Consider the following 17,083-nt stretch of genomic DNA (forward strand, 5'->3'; position numbering starts at 1 on the left):
ATCCCGAATCCACCCCTTCCGGTTTCCCGGACCTGGCGTGAGTTGTCACCGCCGGCGGGTTGAATGGGACCGTGGCAGGGACCAGGGGAGTGATCACACCGTGAGCATCGCGCTGTACCGCAAGTACCGTCCCGCGACGTTCGGCGAGGTGCGCGGGCAGGAGCACGTGACCGACCCGCTGCGCCAGGCGCTGCGGAGCGGACGTATCAACCACGCCTACCTCTTCAGCGGGCCGCGTGGTTGTGGCAAGACCACCAGCGCGCGGATCCTCGCGCGTTCCCTCAACTGCGCGGAGGGTCCCACCCCGGACCCGTGCGGCACCTGTGACTCGTGTGTGTCGTTGGCCCCCGACGGCGGCGGCAGCATCGACGTGATCGAGATCGACGCCGCCTCCCACGGTGGTGTCGACGACGCTCGTGACCTGCGTGAACGTGCCTTCTTCTCGCCGGTCAACTCGCGCTACAAGATCTACATCATCGATGAGGCGCACATGGTGACCCGTGAGGGTTTCAACGCGCTGCTCAAGCTCGTCGAGGAGCCCCCGCCGCACCTGAAGTTCGTGTTCGCGACCACCGAGCCCGAGAAGGTCATCGGGACGATCCGTTCGCGCACCCACCACTACCCCTTCCGGTTGATCCCGCCGAGCACCCTCAAGGAGCTCATGGAGGACCTCCTCAAGGAGGAGGAGGTGACCTACGACCCGGCCGCGCTTCCCCTGGTGGTGCGCGCGGGGGCGGGGTCGGCGCGCGACACCCTGTCGGTCCTGGACCAGCTCATCGCCGGTTCGGACGAGGGCGGCATCACCCGTGAGGGCGCCGTCTCCCTGCTCGGCTACACCGACTCCAGCCTTCTGGGCGAGATGGTCGACGCCCTGGGCGCCCGGGACGGCGCGGCGGCGTTCGGCCTGGTGGACCGGGTGGTGGAGGGCGGTCACGATCCGCGTCGCTTCACCACCGATCTGCTGGAGCGCTTCCGCGACCTGGTGGTGCTCTCGGCGGTGCCGGACGCCATCGACAAGGGTCTGGTGAACGTCTCTCCGGAGTCGGTGGACCAGATGAAGGAGCAGGCCGCCCGGTTGGGTCCGGCCGAGCTGTCCCGAGCCGCCGAGGTGCTCAACCAGGGGCTCACCGAGATGCGCGGTGCGACCGCGCCGCGTCTGCTCCTCGAACTGCTGTGCTCGCGGATCCTGCTGCCGGCCACCGACGGGGACCAGGGTGTCGCGCTGTTGGCCCGGTTGGAGCAGATGGAACGTCGAGTGGCCTCGGGCGCGATCGCCCCGCAGGCCTCGGCTCCCGCCCCGGCCCCGGCGGCTCCGGCCCCCGTGCGTCAGCCCTCTCCGCCTCAGCCCGCGGCTCCCGCCCCTCAGGCCGCGCCGCCTCAGCGGCCGGCCCGCACGGAGGCCCCCGAACCCGCGCCGCGGCAGGCCCCCCGGCCTTCGCAGCCCGCCTCTCGGAACGAGCCGTCGGGGTGGGACGCCCCGGCCCCGGCTCCGGCCGAGCCCCGTCCGGCGGCGCCCGCCTCCGGTGGCCCGTTGGACCTGGGACGTCTCCAGGGGGCCTGGCATCAGGTGATGGAGGCGGTCAAGGGCCGTCGCCGGTTCACCTGGATGATGCTGCACGGCGGCGACGTGCAGCCGGTGGGCGTCGAGGGCAACACGGTGCTGCTCGGTTTCTCCAAGCCGAACGAGGCCAAGGGCTTCACCACCAGCGGCAGCGATCAGGTGGTGGCGGGCGCGATCCAGCAGGTGCTGGGCGCCGAGGTCCGTGTGGCCCCGGCGGGTGTGGGTGGTCCGCCGGCTCCGCCCCGCCGCCCCGAACCGGCCCCGCGCCCGGCGGAGCCCTCGGGGTGGGACGCGCCTCCGGTACGGAACGAACCCGCCCCGGTCCAGGCCCGTCCGGAACCGGCTCCGGAGCCCGAGCGTCCTGCGGGGCCGCCGCCGGAACGGCTGCTCAGCGACCGTCCGGAGCCTCCGCCGGACCCCTATGAGGACGCCGCGGCCGCCCCGCCGCCCGAGGACCACGGGCCCCCGGCCCCCGTTCGGAACGCCGGCCCCGGGAACGGGCGTCCCGAGGAGAGCGCGCCCCGTGAGGAGCGGCCCGCGAACGCTCCGGCCCCTCGTCCGGCCTCCGCCGGCGCGGCCTCGGCCGGCCCCTCCTCTTCCGGTGGGTCCGGGAACGGGGGCGGGGGTGTCTCCCTCATCGAGACCGAGCTGGGCGGCAAGTTGATCGAGGAGATCGAGCACGAGCCTTCCGAAGGGTTCTAGAAACCTCGGGGCGGGGCCGGGCCGACCGCGTGGATATACGTGGCCGACCCGGCCCCGCTTCTTTATCGGAGGGTGTTCCCCCTGGTGGGGGTGGCTCGAGCGGTGTTCACGGAGCGGACCCGGAAAAGGAGGGGACGTTTCGTTCCATCCGGGCTAGGATCAAGATGTTCCGCTAAAACAAGACGAGACGACTCGTTTCTTTATCTTGAGGGGGTCGTGTTGGCGAAGAACAACAGCCTGCTCGGCGTGGGCGGTCAACGCTCCACCGTTTCCCGTTCCGCACTGCGCGGTGGTCAGGCCGGAGGCAGGGGCGGCGCCGACGGCGACGCCCGCGAACGCAAGCAGGACCTCCTGCGCCGGCTTCGGGAGAAGCAGGAACAGCGCACGGACGAAGGCGCCGATAAGCAGGCCTGAACACGTCGCGACGGCCCCCGCGCCTTTCGGGACGGGGGCCGTCGTCGTTCCACGGGCCGCTCAGGCCGGCGAGTCGACCGGCCAGGAACGACCCTCGGGGGAGTCCAGCCACACCCGCTGTCCGCCCGAAGGCGTCACGGTCAGCCCGAACCGCTCCGGTTCCGGTTCGCCCAGGTCGCCCCAGAGCTCCAGGGCCTCCTCCACCTCGTCCCAGATGCTCCTGGGACCGCCCTGCTCGACCATCCACGAGGTGCCGTACGGGTAGATCCGGACCCAGGATTCGCCCTCCCGGTCGCACAGCCACATGCCCGAACCGGTGCCGATCCAGCGTCTGCGCATCCGCCAGTCCGGGACCAGCACCGACAGGGCGAAGGCCGAGGGGAAGGCCATGAGCGGGGCCACCGGGTCGGCCTGGGTGAGTCGGTACTCGTCCGGCTGCCGGCCCGTGTCCCGGATCGGAGGCCGGATCGAATCGGGGGTGCGCAGCGGGACGAAACCCACCCCGGAGCGGAAGCGACCCGAAGCCGCTCCCTCCTCGTCGAACTCCAGACGCATCAGTACGCCCGCGTTCTCCAACAACCCCCACGGGCACACCACCAGGCCGCCCGGACGGATCTGCTCGGCCCAGGCCCGGGGCACCCGTTCGATCCCGCAGACGCTGATGATCCGGTCGTAGGGCGCGCCCGCCGGGTAGCCGTGCAGGCCGTCGGCCAGATGGGTCGTGGGGGAGAGCCCGGCCCCGCGCAGCGCCTTGCGCGCGGTCTCCAACAGCCGTTCGTCGATCTCCACGGAGGTCACCGCGTGGCCTCCGAGCCGGTGGGAGAGCAGGGCGGTGTTCCAGCCCGTGCCGGTCCCCACCTCCAGGACCTCCAGACCCTCGGAGAGGTCGGCCATCTCCAGGACGCGGGCGAGCACGGTCGGCGCCGAGCTGGACGAGGTGCCGCCCTCCTTGACCGCCTTGCTCCGGCTCCGTGTCCCGGAGTCGTCCACCCGGGTGACGATGGCGTTGTCCGCGTAGACGGCGGCCAGCCACCGGTCGGGGTCGGTCTCGGCGTTCAACGTGTCGCCCCGGGTGGTCGACACACCGCTCTCCGGGATGAACAGATGGCGGGGCACGGCACGGAAGGTCTCGACGAGCGCGGTGTCCGTCAGCGTGCCGTCCGCGATTATCGCCTCGATCAGAGCCGAGTTGCGCTCCTTGGCGGTCAACACGTCCTCAGTCCCCCGGTCTTCGCTGGTCGGGGGCGGTGTCGATGACACCGCCGGGAGTGATCTCCTCTTGCCGACCATTATTTCAACCCGTGTCCCGCCGTGCCCCGTTCTTCGTCCTTGCGGCTGGTGAAATCAGGACAACGGTGCCACCAAGTCCGCCCGACGGGAGAAGCGGTCGGGGTAGTCGACGTAGCCGTGGGGGCCGGACGTGTAGTGGAAGTCCTTCTCCGCGATGGGCTCCCAGGGGAACCCGTCGGCGATCCGCTCGACCACGTCGGGGTTGGAGATGTAGGGGCGGCCGATCGAGACCAGGTCGGCCCTCCCCTCGGCGATCAGCGCCGCGGCGCCCTCCTGCGTGGTCTCCACGTGTTCCCCCGTGTTGCCGACGAGGGTGCCGTTCCAGTGGCGGCGGGCCTCGTCCAAGGCCGGGTGGTCCCGGACGTCGGCCACGTGCAGGTAGGCCAGGCCGAGCGGGGACAGGGCGGAGAGCAGGGAACGGTACACCGGGGTCGGGTCCGACTCCACCATCTCGGCCTCCGGGTTTCCGGGCGAGAGCCGGATCCCCACCCGGTCGGCCCCGACGGCGTCGGCGGTCGCCTCGGCCACCTCCACCGCGAACCGGATGCGTCCGGCGACGTCGCCGCCGTAGCGGTCGGTGCGCAGGTTGGTGTTGTCGGCCAGGAACTGGTGGATCAGGTACCCGTTGGCGCCGTGGAGCTCGACCCCGTCGAACCCGGCGCGGACGGCCGCCCGCGCCGCCTCGGCGTGGTCCTCCACGGTCCTCTCGACCTCCTCGAGGGTCATGGCCCGGGGGACGACCGGTTCGACCTTGCCGTCCAGGGTGTGCACGAGGGCGGTCCTGCCCACGGCGGAGGGCGCCGTGGGGACACCGTGGTCGGGCCGGTTGTCGGGGTGGCCGCCGCGTCCGGCGTGCATGATCTGCGCGAAGATCCGCCCCCCGGCCTCGTGCACGGCGGTGGTGACCCGGCGCCAGCCCTCGACCTGGGCCTCGGTGTGCAGTCCGGGTTCGGTGAGATACTGGCGGCCCTCGACGCTGGGCGTGATGCCCTCGGAGACGATCAGCCCGGCCCCGGCCCGCTGGGCGTAGTAGGAGACCATGAGGTCGCCGGGCACCCCGTCGCGGTCGGCGCGAAGACGGGTCATCGGGGCCATGAGGACCCGGTTGGGAAGGTGGATCGGGCCGAGCTCGTAGGCGGTCAACAGCGGGTTCGTGAGATTCCGTGCGGTGCTCATGGCAGGAGCGTAGAATCTGACACCCATGTGAGATTCAAGCCTTTGTGGCCGGTGTCACCCGGTCGGGCGAGACGGGGAGGCGCCTATGCGGATCGGGGAACTGTCCAGACGGACCGGGGCCAGCCCCCGCTCCCTGCGCCATTACGAGGACCAGGGGTTGATCTCCTCCCGGCGGACCCCGGGCGGACACCGCGAGTACGGCGAGGAGACCTTGGAAAGGGTCGACCGTGTACGCGGGCTCCTCGGCGCCGGCCTCAACCTCGCCACCATCCGCGACCTTCTGCCCTGCCTGTACGCGCGAGAACGCGGAGAGCCCGCCCCCGACCTCCTCGACCACCTGTGCGCCGAACGCGAACGGGTGACCCGCTCCATCCACGAGTTGGAGCACATGAGGGAGGCCCTGGACAGCGTCATCCACCGGAGCGCGGACGTCGGAGGGACACTCGTCGGAGGATCGCGGGTGGAGGCAGCGGCTACCCTCGCAGACAAGTGACACCAGCATCGACACCCAGCACCACGCGTGTGACGAGGAGACGGCCGTGAACCCTGGCGGAATGGACATGCAGGCCCTGCTCCAGCAGGCCCAGCAGATGCAGCAGCAGCTCGTGGAGGCCCAGCAGGCCCTGGAGGAGAGCGAGGTCGAGGGCACCTCCGGTGGCGGCCTGGTCAAGGTCAAGCTGAGCGGGCGCGGTCAGGTCGAGGACATCACCGTCGACCCCAAGGCCGTGGACCCCGAGGACGCCGAGGAGACCGCCCAGACCATCGCCGACCTGGTCCTGGCGGCCATCCGTGACGCGGAGGCCCAGGTCGAGCGTCTCCAGCAGGAGAAGATGGGCCCGCTGACCCAGGGCATGCCCGGTGGCGGCGGCATCCCCGGTCTCCCCGGGTTCTAGTCGATACCCGAGGCCGCCCGGTACGCGTCGTCCCGGTGGGAGAGAACCGGGACGACGCGGACACGACACGCGCACCCTCGGCCCAAGAGGTCGCCGGCCCCCGATACGGTGGAGGGCGAGGGGCGGAGAACGCCCCGCCGGGGCCCTCGCCCCGGCTTCGACCAGGCGGGTAGGCATGTACGAAGGCGCGGTACAGAATCTGATCGACGAGCTCGGGCGGCTGCCCGGCGTCGGTCCGAAAAGCGCGCAACGCATCGCCTTCCACCTGCTGTCCGCCGAACATGCGGACGTCAAACGCCTGGTCAACGCGCTCGTGGAGGTCAAGGAGCGAGTCCGCTTCTGCTCCATCTGCGGCAACGTCGCCGAAGAGTCCGAGTGCCGTATCTGCCGTGACCCCCGCCGCGACGCCGCCGTCATCTGCGTCGTGGAGGAGTCCAAGGACGTCGTCGCCATCGAGCGGACCCGGGAGTTCCGGGGCCGTTACCACGTGCTCGGGGGCGCCATCAGCCCCATCGAGGGCGTCGGCCCGGACGACCTGCGGGTCAAGGAACTCATGACCCGTCTCGCCGACGGCACGGTGACCGAGCTGATCCTGGCGACCGACCCGAACCTGGAAGGGGAGGCCACCGCGACCTACCTGGCGCGGCTGGTCAAACCGATGGGTCTGAAAGTCACCCGCCTCGCCAGCGGGCTGCCCGTCGGCGGCGATCTGGAGTACGCCGACGAGGTCACTCTCGGACGGGCCTTCGAAGGCCGCCGAAGCCTGGAGTTCTAGGTCACATTTCCCCGTGATACGGGCGAAATATGAGTAACCTCCGCCTTAACGGGTAGGTCCGAGCGCTGGCGTGTCAAGACGCCACGCCCCTTCCATCGCAGGTCGGAGCGGGTGCGGTGTGCGTCCCTGATTACACTCCATTGTTAATTGTCTTGATCCCAACTCCTCAGGAGCATCGATCGTGGCCCTAATCGTGCAGAAGTACGGTGGGTCTTCCGTGGCCGACGCGGAAGCCATCAAGCGAGTAGCCCAAAGGATCGTGGCTCAGAAAAAGGCGGGACATGACGTCGTGGTCGTCGTCTCCGCGATGGGCGACACGACCGACGAACTGTTGGACCTGGCGGAGAAGGTCTCCCCGATGCCCCCGGCGCGCGAGCTCGACATGCTCGTCACCGCCGGAGAGCGCATGTCGATGGCGCTGGTGGCGATGGCCATCGAGAACCTCGGCTACGAGGCGCGCTCCTTCACCGGCTCCCAGGCCGGTGTCATCACCACGTCGTTGCACGGCAACGCCAAGATCATCGACGTGACGCCCGGGCGCATCCAGGAGGCCATCTCCGAGGGTTCGATCTGTATCGTCGCCGGGTTCCAGGGTGTCTCCCAGGACACCAAGGACATCACCTCCCTGGGTCGTGGCGGTTCGGACACCACCGCCGTCGCCCTCGCGGGCGCGCTCAACGCCGACGCCTGCGAGATCTACAGCGATGTGGACGGCGTGTTCACCGCCGACCCGCGTGTCGTGCCGACCGCGCGGCGCATCCCCCAGGTCTCCTACGAGGAGATGCTGGAGATGGCCGCCAGCGGCACCAAGATCCTGCATCTGCGCTGCGTCGAGTACGCGCGTCAGTACAACATCCCCCTGCACGTCCGTTCGTCCTTCAGCCAGAAGACCGGAACGTGGATCGTCTCGGAAGTCGAGGAAAGCGAAGGCATGGAACAGCCGATCATCTCCGGGGTCTCCCACGACCGGAGCGAAGCCAAGATCACCGTCGTCGGCGTCCCCGACAAGGTCGGTGAGGCCGCCACGATCTTCAAGGCGCTCGCGGACGCCGAGATCAACATCGACATGATCGTCCAGAACGTGTCGGCGGTCTCCACCTCCCGCACCGACATCTCCTTCACCGTGCCGAAGGACTTCGGCAAGCAGGCCGTCTCGGCCCTGAAGAAGGTCGAGGAGCAGGTCGGTTACGACTCCCTGCGCTACGACGACAAGATCGGCAAGGTCTCGCTGATCGGCGCCGGCATGCGCTCCTACCCGGGTGTGACCGCCCGCTTCTTCGACGCGATCGCCACCTCCGGCACCAACGTCGAGATGATCTCCACCTCGGAGATCCGCATCTCGGTCATCGTCGAGGAGGACCAGGTCGACGCCGCGGTCCAGGCCGCGCACAGTGAGTTCCAGCTCGACGCGGACCAGGTCGAGGCTGTCGTCTACGGAGGTACCGGCCGATGAGCAACCGTCTTCCCACCCTCGCCATCGTCGGCGCGACCGGTGCCGTCGGCACCGTCATGCTCGACATCCTCAGCAAGCGTGAGAACGTGTGGGGCGAGATCCGTCTGATCGCCTCCCCGCGCAGCGCCGGCAAGGTCCTGCGCGTCCGCGGCGAGGACGTCGTGGTCCAGGCCCTGGCCCCCGAGGTCTTCGACGGCGTCGACGTCGCCATGTTCGACGTTCCGGACGAGGTGTCCAAGGAGTGGGCGCCGATCGCCGCCGCCCGCGGCGCGGTCGCCGTCGACAACTCCGGCGCCTTCCGCCTGGACCCCGATGTCCCCCTGGTGGTGCCCGAGGTCAACGCGGACCAGGTCCGCAACCGCCCGCGCGGCATCATCTCCAACCCCAACTGCACGACCCTGTCGATGATCGTGGCGATCGGTGCCCTGCACCGCACCTACGGCGTCAAGGAGCTCGTGGTCTCCTCCTACCAGGCCGCCTCCGGCGCCGGCCAGGAGGGCATCGACGTCCTGCGCGACCAGATGGCCAAGGCCGGCGGCGACCGTTCCCTCGGCGACACCAAGGGCGACATGCGCGAGGCCGTCGACGAGCTGGGCCCGTTCCCGGCCCCGCTGGCCTACAACGTCGTGCCGTGGGCGGGTTCGCTCAAGGACGACGGCTGGTCCTCCGAGGAGCTCAAGGTCCGCAACGAGTCCCGCAAGATCCTGGGACTGGAGGACCTGCGCGTCTCCGCGACCTGTGTCCGCGTCCCGGTGATCACCACGCACTCGCTGGTCGTGCACGCGACCTTCGACCAGGAGGTCACCGCGGACGCCGCCCGTGAGCTCCTGGGCGGGGCCGAGGGCGTCGAGGTCCTGGACGACCCGGCCAAGGGCGAGTTCCCGACCCCGAACGACGTGGTCGGCACCGACCCGACCTGGGTCGGCCGTATCCGTCAGTCGCTCGACGACCCGAAGTCGCTCGACCTCTTCCTGTGCGGGGACAACCTGCGCAAGGGCGCCGCGCTGAACACCGCGCAGATCGCCGAGGTCGTCGCCAAGGAGTTCACCCAGGCCTGACCCGGTCGTCTCGCGTGTGAAGCGGTAAGAGCGGTGGCCCCTCTCCCAGCGTGGGGGAGGGGCCACCGCCTTCGTCGTTTCCGCTTCGTGGTCGGGGCCGCCGCTATCCGCGGATACGCGGGCGGCCGAGGGACAGTTTGTAGAGGAGACGGCACTGTTCGGCCGCGCCGATGAGGTCGGAGGTCTCCACGGGCCGATCACCGCTGAAGTGGGTGCGCTCGACCACGAGGACGGGTACCCCGGGAGCGGAGTCCAAGAGGATGGCCTCGGAGTCGTGCAGCGCGCGAACGCCGACCTCCTCCACGACCCGGTCCACGGGGTAGCCCGCCGCGCCGAGCCGTTCGAGGGGACCGACGTCGGCGGCGTCGAACGGTGTGCGCAGGGTGCCCGCGGTGAGGACCGCGGGTTCCCAGGAGCGATGCAGGGTGACCGGTCGGTCGGCGGAGAGCCCACGTGAGGTGGTGCGGTAGACCGGGTCCCCGTCGCGGAGCCGCAGCCGTGCGCCGAGACGGCCGGAACAGCGTTCCTGTTCGGTGCTGATCCGCTCACGTCCCAGCCGCCCCAGGCCGGAGCCCGAGGTGGCGTCGGTCCGGGACAGTCGGAAGATCTCGGGGACGGTGCGGACGAAGTAACCGGAGCCGGGTCGGGACTCGACGAGGCCCTCGGTCACCAGGAGCCGCAACGCGGTGCGCGAGATCTGCTCGCTGACCCGGTACGTGCGCGCCAGGCTGGTGCGGGAGGGAAGCCTGGCCCCCGGGGCCATCTCTCCGTCGAGGATGGGTCGGCGTAGTTGTTCGGCCAGCCAGAGATATCGGGGTTGCCTGGCCACCGGTCACCCGACCTTCGAGGTCGGCGGCCGATACGCCCGAGCCGTTCTCGAAGGGGGTCGGTGGTCGAGGATGTCAGGGGCCCGGTGGTCGCCGGTGCCGACGCCGGGCCTGAGGGAGGGAGTGAACCTGCCAGATCGCCGAAGCTCGCCCATGGTTCCAGTAAAGCAGCGGAAAAGCCTGGTGGGGGGTGCTCTCGGAAAGTGATCGTCCCTGCTCGGGTCGGGGGCGGTGGTGGACACGGGTGGAACGTGGCCGGGGAAACGCCCGAAACCAAAGGAATGTACGCTCCTGACCACCCCGATTATTACCCTATGTATTGAGGCAACTACGCATTGCTTGGGGGAGTCATGTTCACGAACCTGTCGGAGCTGTCGCGTCTGGCGGAACCGGGTGGCCGGGAGATCACCTGGCTGGGCGGTATCGCCGGCGTCCTCGTCCTGATCGTGTTCCTGGCCGTCCTGGTGCTGGTGATCGCGGCGATCGTCTCGACGTTGATGGACGCCGACACCTCCGGCGGCGGAAAGCTGCTCTGGGTGGTCCTCATCCTCTGGTTCCCCCTGTTCGGGGCGATCGCCTGGTTCGTGGTCGGGAAGAAGGGCCACCTCAACCGGCTCCTCGGCATCGACAAGGGGAAGGCTCGACACACGATTCCCACCAGTGTCGGCCAGCACAGCAACGTCGCGCCGCCCGACCAGACCGGGCTCGGCAACGCCTGACGCGACTCGCCCGGGCGAGCGTGTAGAGGCCCCGGGGCGGAGGGAGGCCTTCGCCCCGGGGCCTCGTCGTGTCGGCGTGTTCTGTCCACAGCCTGTGGGCAGAACACGCGGAGTCTTGACGCACCCCTGGCCGAGCTGCCGGTGGAGGTGAGGGCGACCATGCGAAACGCATGGTGAAGTCATGCGGAGTGCCCTTCTCCGGGCAAAGGAGAAGGGGAGAGGCTCCCGGAGAAGGTGGATCGTGCTGTCGGTGGCCGACGATGGGGCCCCGGTGACGGGGGAGATCGTGCCGGGCACGGGGTTGAGGAGCATCGCCGAGCGCTGTGCCCGTCTCGGCGGGGAGATGAGGGTGGAGGCGGATCAGGGCGGTCGGTTCACCTTGACCTGCCGCGTCCCCGGGTGAAGGCCGGTTTTATCCGGCGGCCGACAACACGACGCCCCCGGCTGGTGCCGGGGGCGTCGTGGGTTCTGGTGGTTCAGGCCTGCTCGATGTGGGTGGTGGTGAGCAGGGCGGTCCATTCCTCGGTGGGGAAGGAGAGGTGGCCGAGGTCCCTGTTCTGGGTGTCTCGCATGTGCACGATGGTGGGCGTCTCCCGGACCTCGACGCAGTTATTGGTTCCGCCGCTGTACGACGACTTGTGCCACTGCTGATTCATGCCTTGTCCAACCTCTTGATCTCTTCCCGCACACGCTCTATGGAGCTGTCCGGGGCCGGCGCCACGGCTTGGAGCGCGGCGAACAGCATCCGGCGGTGTGCCACCTCGTCGGCCTCGGTGACGGACTGTCCTTCGCGGGCGTTCTCCACGTACCCCGAGTCTGGATTGTCCTGCGTCACGAGCACGCTGAAAGCTCTAGCGTTTCCTGGGTGCTTAGGGACATCCAGAGGGGCCACCTGAAGGTTCACGCGCTCCCGCTCCGCCAGTTTCGTGTTGTGTGCTCAGAATCCTTCGTGATTCCACACTCATGTTCGATGTCGCTCACAATCACGTTCGCACTTACGCCCATGTGACCAGGTCATCCATCATGTGAGTGTGCTTCAGGGAAGGTCTCCCGTGGAGGTCGGTGCGCTGTGAGAAAGAACGTGAAATGGATTCTGAAAGAGTCGAAAGTGAGCGATATCGGGGTACTCCGAAGTCGAGTGGAGGGTTTCCCTCAACTGATTTCTAAATCCGGTGGCCTGGTGTCCCGACGGTCCCTCTCGGGGGTATCCGCATGAAGAGTTCCAGCGATCGAGGCAAGGGGAACCCGGGTAACCCGCAGGGAGGTTCCGAGGAGGAGTGGGCGCGGTTCGGGCTGCGGGTGAGGGAACTACGGGAAGCGGTCGGGCTCAGCGTCGGTGACCTGTCCACCAGGGAGATACGTGAAGGCTCCACGGTCCAACGGATCGAGAAGGGCGACACCGACGTCCCCCTCTACCTCGCCGAGTACCTGGACCGAAGGCTCAAAGCCCAGGGAAGCCTGGTCAACGCCTGGGCGCGCACGAAGCCCGACATCCATCTGGCCACCGGCGGCCGTCCCCATGACCGGTCGAGACCGCCACCCTGTGTGCGAGCGAGATGGTCACCAACCCCAGGCTCGCCCACCGCATCGAGCACGGGATCCTCCCGCAGTGGATGAACGTGGCGCGGGAACGCCGGGAGCGCGAGGTCGCCGCCATGAACGCGGCGCCCCCGCCGCCCCTGCCTCCACAGACCCTGACCCCACCCCGCCGGGCACGAGCACGGGGACGTCACCGGGCCCCGAGCCGATGGTGCCGCCGGCAGGCCCTGCTTCAGGGAGCGCTGTCGATGCTCGGGGCGATGATCGCCCCGAGCGTCGGGCCCTTCCCCTGAAAGCACCTCAGGTCTGCTCCGGGTGCCTCTCCAAGGCGGTGTAGGTTCCCTGGGCGTCGCGGACCGGGCGCAGCACCTCGGTCACGGCGGCGCGGGGGATCGGCCCATAGACATGGGGGAAGAGCACCTCCGCGCCGACCCCGGGCGGGGGAGCGGGGTCGGCTGCCTCCCAACGGACCTCGGCTTCGAGGCGATCCGTATCGACCGCCAGGACCACCATCGGCTCCGCGGTCCGCGTATAGAACCGGTTCGCCACCGCGAGCATGGTCGGCTCGTCCGGAGAGGCGTGCAGGAACCCCTCGGTGGCGAGCGACTCCGCCTCGATGTCCCCGCCGGCGCGCCAGTGGGACAGTTCGGTCAGGTGCAGGATGCGAGTCATGAGCCGGACGCTACACGTTCGGGTGCGGCCCTGACGTGGGGTCCGCTCGCCCCCGGCGGTCCAGAAGTGAGCACGGGCGTCGGTGCATCGGGGCGCGTTCTCCGGTCGGACGGTGGAGGGAGAACCCCCTGCCCGGCCGCTTCGGACGCGCTCGAACCAGCTGATAACGCAGGTGGAGGCGTGATTCACGTCTCGCCGTCCCACTCCGTCGGAATCCCGGTCCAGGGACGGTCGCCCCGTTCGCTCTCCCCGAAAGGACACGGGTCGAGGTTTCCACATCTCGGAGTCACTTCTCGGACATTTGCTCGACTCAAGGGGGGATCGTCACTCGGCGTCATAAGGGGAATTCCTTATGTAATTCCAATAATTGACGATCCTGGATTGTCGCGGTCCGCGTGCCCAGGGCCAGCGATAACTCCCGCAAGAGCGTCTGAATCACGCTCTGGAAGATCAATTCAAACCGAAGGAGTCTTGAATCCTCTCTTCCCTGGCGCAGTGGACGACGCTAGGCTGCCAATCGCCGAGTGAGGGTTTCGCGGGGCGTCATTGGAACAGTCGCATGATCCTGCCAAGGGAGGTGAGGTGGCGATGTCCGTTGTCGGGATCATTGGATCCGGAGTGATGGGTAAGGACGTGGCCGTTACTTGCGCCGCCAGCGGGTATAACGTGGTGCTTTACGATCACGACCCCGGTGTTCTCGGGGCGGCCGAAGGTGACATACGCACCCTCGTAAGGCGTTACCGGATGACGGCTCCAGAAGATCCTCGGTGGCGTGACAAAGGCATTCCCGACCGTATTCGTATCACCGATGACATGGCGGAGTTCGCCGGGGCCGACCGGATCATCGAGAATGTCGTCGAGGACGCCGCCGTCAAGGAGGAGGTCCACCGCGAGCTGCGGGAGGTGTGCGGGGAGGGCCCCCTGATCGCGGTGAACACCAGCTGCGTCTCGATCACGAGGCTCGCGGCCCTGGCCGCACGGCCCGAGTCGGTGATCGGCATGCACTTCATGAACCCGGTACCGCTCATCGAGTGCGTGGAGCTCGTGCGAGGTCACCACACGTCCGACGAGACGGTGAAGCTGGCCGAGGGTTTCGTCGACTCGCTGGGGAAACGGCCCGTCGTCGTGCGCGATAGCCCCGGGTTCGTCTCCAACAGGCTGTCCCACCTGTTCATGAACGAGGCGGCGTTTCTCGTTCAAGAAAGGGTCGCCGACCCTGAACAGATCGACGAGATATTCACCTTGGGCTACGGGCACAAGATGGGGCCGCTCGCCACCGCTGATCTGATCGGTCTGGATACCGTCGTCGACTCTTTGCGGGTTCTGTACGACGATCTACAGGATCCGAAGTTCCGCTGCTGTCCGCTATTGAAAAAGATGGTCGACGCCGGACTGACCGGTCGTAAGAGCGGACAGGGTTTCTACACCTACGGTGTTTCTCGTTGAACGTGAAAGTCATGTGACGGTTCGCGCATGGGAGTGAAGCAGTCGGTGAAGATGGCGAAATGTGTCGTGTGGGATCTCGACGATACGCTCTGGAAGGGAACCCTCTCATCGGGTGACGAAGTGGTTGTGGATCCGCGGATTCTCGAGACCGTCAAGACGCTGGACGAGCGCGGCATCCTACAGTCCATAGCGAGCAAGAACAACCACGACGACGCCATGCGCAAACTCGAGGAATTCGGTCTCGCGGAGTACTTTCTCCACCCGCAGATCAACTGGAACAGCAAGTCCAGTTCCCTGACCGAGCTTCAGGCGAAGCTGAACATCGGTCTGGACACCTTCATCTTCATCGACGACCAGGAGTTCGAACGTGACGAGGTCGCCTTCGTTCACCCGGACGTCGAGACGATCGACGCCGCCGACCGGTTCCTGCTGACGGACCTGCCGCGGTTGTCCCCGGTCCACGTCACCGAGGACGCGAGGCGCAGGCGCCTGATGTACCGGGAGGGCGAACAGCGCGACCGGTCCGAGCTCGCCTTCCAAGGACCCCACGACGAGTTCCTGCGCAGCCTCGACATGGTCCTCGACATCTCCCCGGCCGGAGGGGACGACCTGCTGCGTCTGGAGGAGCTGACCCACAGGACCAGCCAGCTCAATTCCACCGGCATCCACTACTCGTACGACGAACTCGAGAAGCTCATCGACGATCCGGGCCATGACCTGTGGGTCTGTGAGCTGACGGACCGCTATGGCTCCTACGGCAAGGTCGGGATGGCGCTGGTGGAGAAGTCCGGCGACCAGTGGACGATCGCGCTGCTGCTCATGTCCTGCCGAACGGTCTCCAAGGGCGTCGGAACGGTGCTGTTGCAGTTCCTGGTCAAGCGGGCCGCGGAGCGCGGAGCCCGCCTCTTCGCCAGGTTCCGGCGTACGGACCGCAACCGCCAGATGCTCCTCACCTACCGGTTGGCGAACTTCCACGTCGTCTCACGTGACGGAGTGGACCACCTGTTCGAGAACGATCTCGAGATCGTCCGTGACTACCCCGACCACGTAAGGGTGAACGTCGATGCATGACAGCGGAACACCGGTCGATGCGGCTCCCGACATGGATGTTCGCGAGAGCATCCGGGGCTACATCAAGGACAACATCGCCTCGCTGGGCGAGGACGGCCTTCGAGACGACGACAACATCTTCGAGAAGGGTTTCGTCACCTCGATGTTCGCCATGCAACTTCTGGCCCACATCGAGAGCGCCTTCGACGTCGAGGTCCCCGACGAGCACCTGAACCTGCACCGTTTCAGCTCGGTCGAGCGGATGGCGGAGATGGTGTCGGAGCTGAGAGCGGTGCGCCGTGAGTGACCGTTCCCCGGATTCCGTCCTGAAGCGGGCCGAGGCCTTCGCCGTGGAACTGGCGCCCCGCGCAGGTGAGTTCGACCGCGAGGAGCGGCTTCCACGCGAGGTCGTCGAGCGGATGGCGGACGAGGGTTTCCTCGGAGCGACGGTCCCGGTCGAGTGGGGCGGCCTGGGCCTGACCCCGATCGAGTACGGCGAGCTCACCGAGATCATCGGCAAGGCGTGCGCTTCGACCCGCGCGCTGCTGACCGTTCACGCGTCCCTCGTGGCCCAGACCCTGGCCGGCAGGACGTCCCGAAGGATCAAGGAGAAGTACCTGCCCGACCTCGCGCGAGGCCGGAGGATCGCCTGCTTCGCGTTGTCGGAGGCCGAGTCCGGGTCCGACGCGGGGTCCGAGGCCGGAGGGATGTCCACGAGGTACACGCGGAAGGGCGACGTGTTCCTTCTGAACGGCCGCAAGAAATGGATCTCCTTCGCCGGGATCGCCGATGTATTCCTCGTCTTCGCCGTGGACAACGGCGTCGTCAGCGCCTTTCTCGTCGACCGGGACATGCCGGGGGTCGAGACTTTTCCGATGTCGGGGATGCTCGGAAACCGGGCTACGCACATGGCCGAGATCGTCCTCTCCGACGTAGAGGTCCCGGCTGAGAACCTCGTTTCGGGAATCGGTGCGGGATTCGCCTTCGTCGCCAATACGGCACTGTTCCACGGGCGCTACAGCATCGCCTGGGCGGGTGTGGCGCTCGCGCAGGCCGCCCTGGAGGAGATGTGCACGTACGCGGTCCGGCGTCGCCAGTTCGGCAGCAGGATCGGGTCGTTCCAGCTGGTACAGGGGATGATCGCGGACGCGGTCACCAGCGTGTCCGCCGCACGCGAGCTGTGCGTGAGGGCCGGGAGGCTGAGCGCCGAACGCAGCCCGGACGCGATCGCGGCGACGAACATCGCCAAGTACTTCTCTTCGACCGCCGCCTGCCGTGTCACTTCGAACGCGGTTCAGGTGCTCGGTGGGAACGGGTGTTGGAACGGATATCCGGCCGAGCGTCTTTTCAGGGAAGCGAAGATTCTGGAGATCATTGAGGGGACCTCGCAGGTGCAGGAGACGCTCATTGCTGATTTCGGTCTCAAAACTTTTTCCAGGAAAGGTTGACTCGGGAAAGATGTACAGCTTCTGCTTTCTGGTCGCCTCCGGGTACGGGCGGCGGTGTCG

General features: G+C 67.9%; 21 protein-coding genes. 15 read left to right on the forward strand and 6 right to left on the reverse strand.

Annotation, left to right across the window (positions count from 1 at the left end; translation table 11 throughout):
- The first annotated feature begins 100 nt into the window (after positions 1-100).
- Together TR33_RS19470 and TR33_RS19475 are read left to right on the forward strand one after the other, a co-directional pair.
- Positions 101-2,263, forward strand: a complete 2,163-nt coding sequence (locus TR33_RS19470; RefSeq protein ID WP_042284608.1) for a DNA polymerase III subunit gamma and tau — start codon at positions 101-103, stop codon at positions 2,261-2,263.
- 219 nt (positions 2,264-2,482) lie between these two features.
- Positions 2,483-2,677, forward strand: coding sequence for a DUF6243 family protein (locus TR33_RS19475; protein ID WP_014909422.1), 195 nt, complete (start codon positions 2,483-2,485; stop codon positions 2,675-2,677).
- Positions 2,678-2,737: 60 nt separating this feature from the next.
- Here the strand turns inward: TR33_RS19475 and TR33_RS19480 are convergent, their stop codons facing one another.
- A complete protein-coding gene (locus TR33_RS19480) occupies positions 2,738-3,886 on the reverse strand; it encodes a methyltransferase domain-containing protein (protein ID WP_026125277.1) in 1,149 nt (382 codons plus the stop codon).
- 135 nt (positions 3,887-4,021) lie between these two features.
- Positions 4,022-5,143, reverse strand: a complete 1,122-nt coding sequence (locus TR33_RS19485) for an alkene reductase (protein ID WP_042284610.1) — start codon at positions 5,141-5,143, stop codon at positions 4,022-4,024.
- 85 nt (positions 5,144-5,228) lie between these two features.
- On the opposite strand from TR33_RS19485, the gene TR33_RS19490 reads away from it, so the two are divergent.
- From TR33_RS19490 to TR33_RS19510, 5 genes are all read left to right on the forward strand, one after another.
- The gene (locus TR33_RS19490) at positions 5,229-5,636 is read left to right on the forward strand and encodes a MerR family transcriptional regulator (protein ID WP_014910327.1); all 408 of its coding nucleotides are present in this window, start codon (positions 5,229-5,231) and stop codon (positions 5,634-5,636) included.
- A gap of 61 nt (positions 5,637-5,697) precedes the next feature.
- Positions 5,698-6,036 carry a YbaB/EbfC family nucleoid-associated protein gene (locus TR33_RS19495; RefSeq protein ID WP_014910247.1) on the forward strand — a complete coding sequence of 113 codons (339 nt, stop codon included), beginning with the start codon at positions 5,698-5,700 and terminating at the stop codon, positions 6,034-6,036.
- Between the two features lie 175 nt (positions 6,037-6,211).
- Positions 6,212-6,811: a recombination mediator RecR gene (recR, locus tag TR33_RS19500; RefSeq protein ID WP_014912795.1), complete on the forward strand. Its 600-nt coding sequence runs from the start codon at positions 6,212-6,214 to the stop codon at positions 6,809-6,811.
- Between the two features lie 181 nt (positions 6,812-6,992).
- Complete coding sequence (locus TR33_RS19505) at positions 6,993-8,264, forward strand: aspartate kinase (protein WP_014910675.1); 1,272 nt, start codon at positions 6,993-6,995, stop codon at positions 8,262-8,264.
- A complete protein-coding gene (locus TR33_RS19510; RefSeq protein ID WP_042284614.1) occupies positions 8,261-9,322 on the forward strand; it encodes an aspartate-semialdehyde dehydrogenase in 1,062 nt (353 codons plus the stop codon). Before TR33_RS19505 ends, TR33_RS19510 begins: the two co-directional genes overlap by 4 nt.
- A 103-nt stretch (positions 9,323-9,425) precedes the next feature.
- Here the strand turns inward: TR33_RS19510 and TR33_RS19515 are convergent, their stop codons facing one another.
- A complete protein-coding gene (locus TR33_RS19515; RefSeq protein WP_014912880.1) occupies positions 9,426-10,151 on the reverse strand; it encodes a GntR family transcriptional regulator in 726 nt (241 codons plus the stop codon).
- Positions 10,152-10,499: 348 nt separating this feature from the next.
- Here TR33_RS19515 and TR33_RS19520 point away from each other — a divergent pair, with 348 nt between their 5' ends.
- Positions 10,500-10,868, forward strand: a complete 369-nt coding sequence (locus TR33_RS19520; RefSeq protein WP_017536052.1) for a PLD nuclease N-terminal domain-containing protein — start codon at positions 10,500-10,502, stop codon at positions 10,866-10,868.
- 241 nt (positions 10,869-11,109) lie between these two features.
- The gene (locus tag TR33_RS26695) at positions 11,110-11,271 is read left to right on the forward strand and encodes a sensor histidine kinase (protein WP_159068805.1); all 162 of its coding nucleotides are present in this window, start codon (positions 11,110-11,112) and stop codon (positions 11,269-11,271) included.
- Positions 11,272-11,344: 73 nt separating this feature from the next.
- Here the strand turns inward: TR33_RS26695 and TR33_RS19525 are convergent, their stop codons facing one another.
- Entirely contained in the window at positions 11,345-11,524 is a 180-nt protein-coding gene (locus TR33_RS19525) for a DUF397 domain-containing protein (protein ID WP_017536051.1), read from the reverse strand.
- Positions 11,521-11,790, reverse strand: a complete 270-nt coding sequence (locus TR33_RS19530; protein ID WP_267880667.1) for a Scr1 family TA system antitoxin-like transcriptional regulator — start codon at positions 11,788-11,790, stop codon at positions 11,521-11,523. The genes TR33_RS19525 and TR33_RS19530 overlap by 4 nt, the downstream gene beginning before the upstream one ends.
- A gap of 290 nt (positions 11,791-12,080) precedes the next feature.
- Between TR33_RS19530 and TR33_RS27295 the strand changes: the two genes are divergently transcribed.
- Complete coding sequence (locus tag TR33_RS27295; protein ID WP_234305891.1) at positions 12,081-12,485, forward strand: helix-turn-helix domain-containing protein; 405 nt, start codon at positions 12,081-12,083, stop codon at positions 12,483-12,485.
- The gene (locus TR33_RS26700; RefSeq protein ID WP_042284618.1) at positions 12,425-12,700 is read left to right on the forward strand and encodes a hypothetical protein; all 276 of its coding nucleotides are present in this window, start codon (positions 12,425-12,427) and stop codon (positions 12,698-12,700) included. The genes TR33_RS27295 and TR33_RS26700 overlap by 61 nt, the downstream gene beginning before the upstream one ends.
- 7 nt (positions 12,701-12,707) lie before the next feature.
- Here TR33_RS26700 and TR33_RS19545 read toward each other — a convergent pair whose 3' ends face one another.
- Positions 12,708-13,079, reverse strand: a complete 372-nt coding sequence (locus TR33_RS19545) for a DUF952 domain-containing protein (protein WP_042284619.1) — start codon at positions 13,077-13,079, stop codon at positions 12,708-12,710.
- Positions 13,080-13,667: 588 nt separating this feature from the next.
- Here TR33_RS19545 and TR33_RS19550 point away from each other — a divergent pair.
- The 4 genes from TR33_RS19550 to TR33_RS19565 are packed head-to-tail and all read left to right on the forward strand — an operon-like array spanning position 13,668 to position 17,023.
- Positions 13,668-14,525, forward strand: coding sequence for a 3-hydroxyacyl-CoA dehydrogenase family protein (locus tag TR33_RS19550; protein WP_026124961.1), 858 nt, complete (start codon positions 13,668-13,670; stop codon positions 14,523-14,525).
- Between the two features lie 51 nt (positions 14,526-14,576).
- Positions 14,577-15,596, forward strand: a complete 1,020-nt coding sequence (locus tag TR33_RS19555; RefSeq protein WP_234305902.1) for an HAD-IIIC family phosphatase — start codon at positions 14,577-14,579, stop codon at positions 15,594-15,596.
- A 31-nt stretch (positions 15,597-15,627) separates the two neighbouring features.
- The gene (locus tag TR33_RS19560) at positions 15,628-15,882 is read left to right on the forward strand and encodes a phosphopantetheine-binding protein (protein WP_017534292.1); all 255 of its coding nucleotides are present in this window, start codon (positions 15,628-15,630) and stop codon (positions 15,880-15,882) included.
- Positions 15,875-17,023, forward strand: coding sequence for an acyl-CoA dehydrogenase family protein (locus tag TR33_RS19565; protein ID WP_042284621.1), 1,149 nt, complete (start codon positions 15,875-15,877; stop codon positions 17,021-17,023). The genes TR33_RS19560 and TR33_RS19565 overlap by 8 nt, the downstream gene beginning before the upstream one ends.
- Positions 17,024-17,083: the final 60 nt, after the last annotated feature.

The organism is Nocardiopsis alba, assembly GCF_000710955.1.
GTDB lineage: Bacteria > Actinomycetota > Actinomycetes > Streptosporangiales > Streptosporangiaceae > Nocardiopsis > Nocardiopsis alba.

Excerpts from the sequence above, each read along its gene's own strand:
- TR33_RS19550 (WP_026124961.1), top strand. The coding sequence starts at position 13,668 with ATGTCCGTTGTCGGGATCATTGGATCCGGAGTGATGGGTAAGGACGTG.
- TR33_RS19560 (WP_017534292.1), top strand. The coding sequence starts at position 15,628 with ATGGATGTTCGCGAGAGCATCCGGGGCTACATCAAGGACAACATCGCC.
- TR33_RS19510 (WP_042284614.1), top strand. The coding sequence starts at position 8,261 with ATGAGCAACCGTCTTCCCACCCTCGCCATCGTCGGCGCGACCGGTGCC.
- TR33_RS19495 (WP_014910247.1), top strand. The coding sequence starts at position 5,698 with ATGGACATGCAGGCCCTGCTCCAGCAGGCCCAGCAGATGCAGCAGCAG.
- recR (WP_014912795.1), top strand. The coding sequence starts at position 6,212 with ATGTACGAAGGCGCGGTACAGAATCTGATCGACGAGCTCGGGCGGCTG.
- TR33_RS19555 (WP_234305902.1), top strand. The coding sequence starts at position 14,577 with ATGGCGAAATGTGTCGTGTGGGATCTCGACGATACGCTCTGGAAGGGA.
- TR33_RS19490 (WP_014910327.1), top strand. The coding sequence starts at position 5,229 with ATGCGGATCGGGGAACTGTCCAGACGGACCGGGGCCAGCCCCCGCTCC.
- TR33_RS19520 (WP_017536052.1), top strand. The coding sequence starts at position 10,500 with ATGTTCACGAACCTGTCGGAGCTGTCGCGTCTGGCGGAACCGGGTGGC.
- TR33_RS19545 (WP_042284619.1), bottom strand. The coding sequence starts at position 13,079 with ATGACTCGCATCCTGCACCTGACCGAACTGTCCCACTGGCGCGCCGGC.
- TR33_RS19485 (WP_042284610.1), bottom strand. The coding sequence starts at position 5,143 with ATGAGCACCGCACGGAATCTCACGAACCCGCTGTTGACCGCCTACGAG.
- TR33_RS19525 (WP_017536051.1), bottom strand. The coding sequence starts at position 11,524 with ATGAATCAGCAGTGGCACAAGTCGTCGTACAGCGGCGGAACCAATAAC.
- TR33_RS27295 (WP_234305891.1), top strand. The coding sequence starts at position 12,081 with ATGAAGAGTTCCAGCGATCGAGGCAAGGGGAACCCGGGTAACCCGCAG.
- TR33_RS26700 (WP_042284618.1), top strand. The coding sequence starts at position 12,425 with ATGGTCACCAACCCCAGGCTCGCCCACCGCATCGAGCACGGGATCCTC.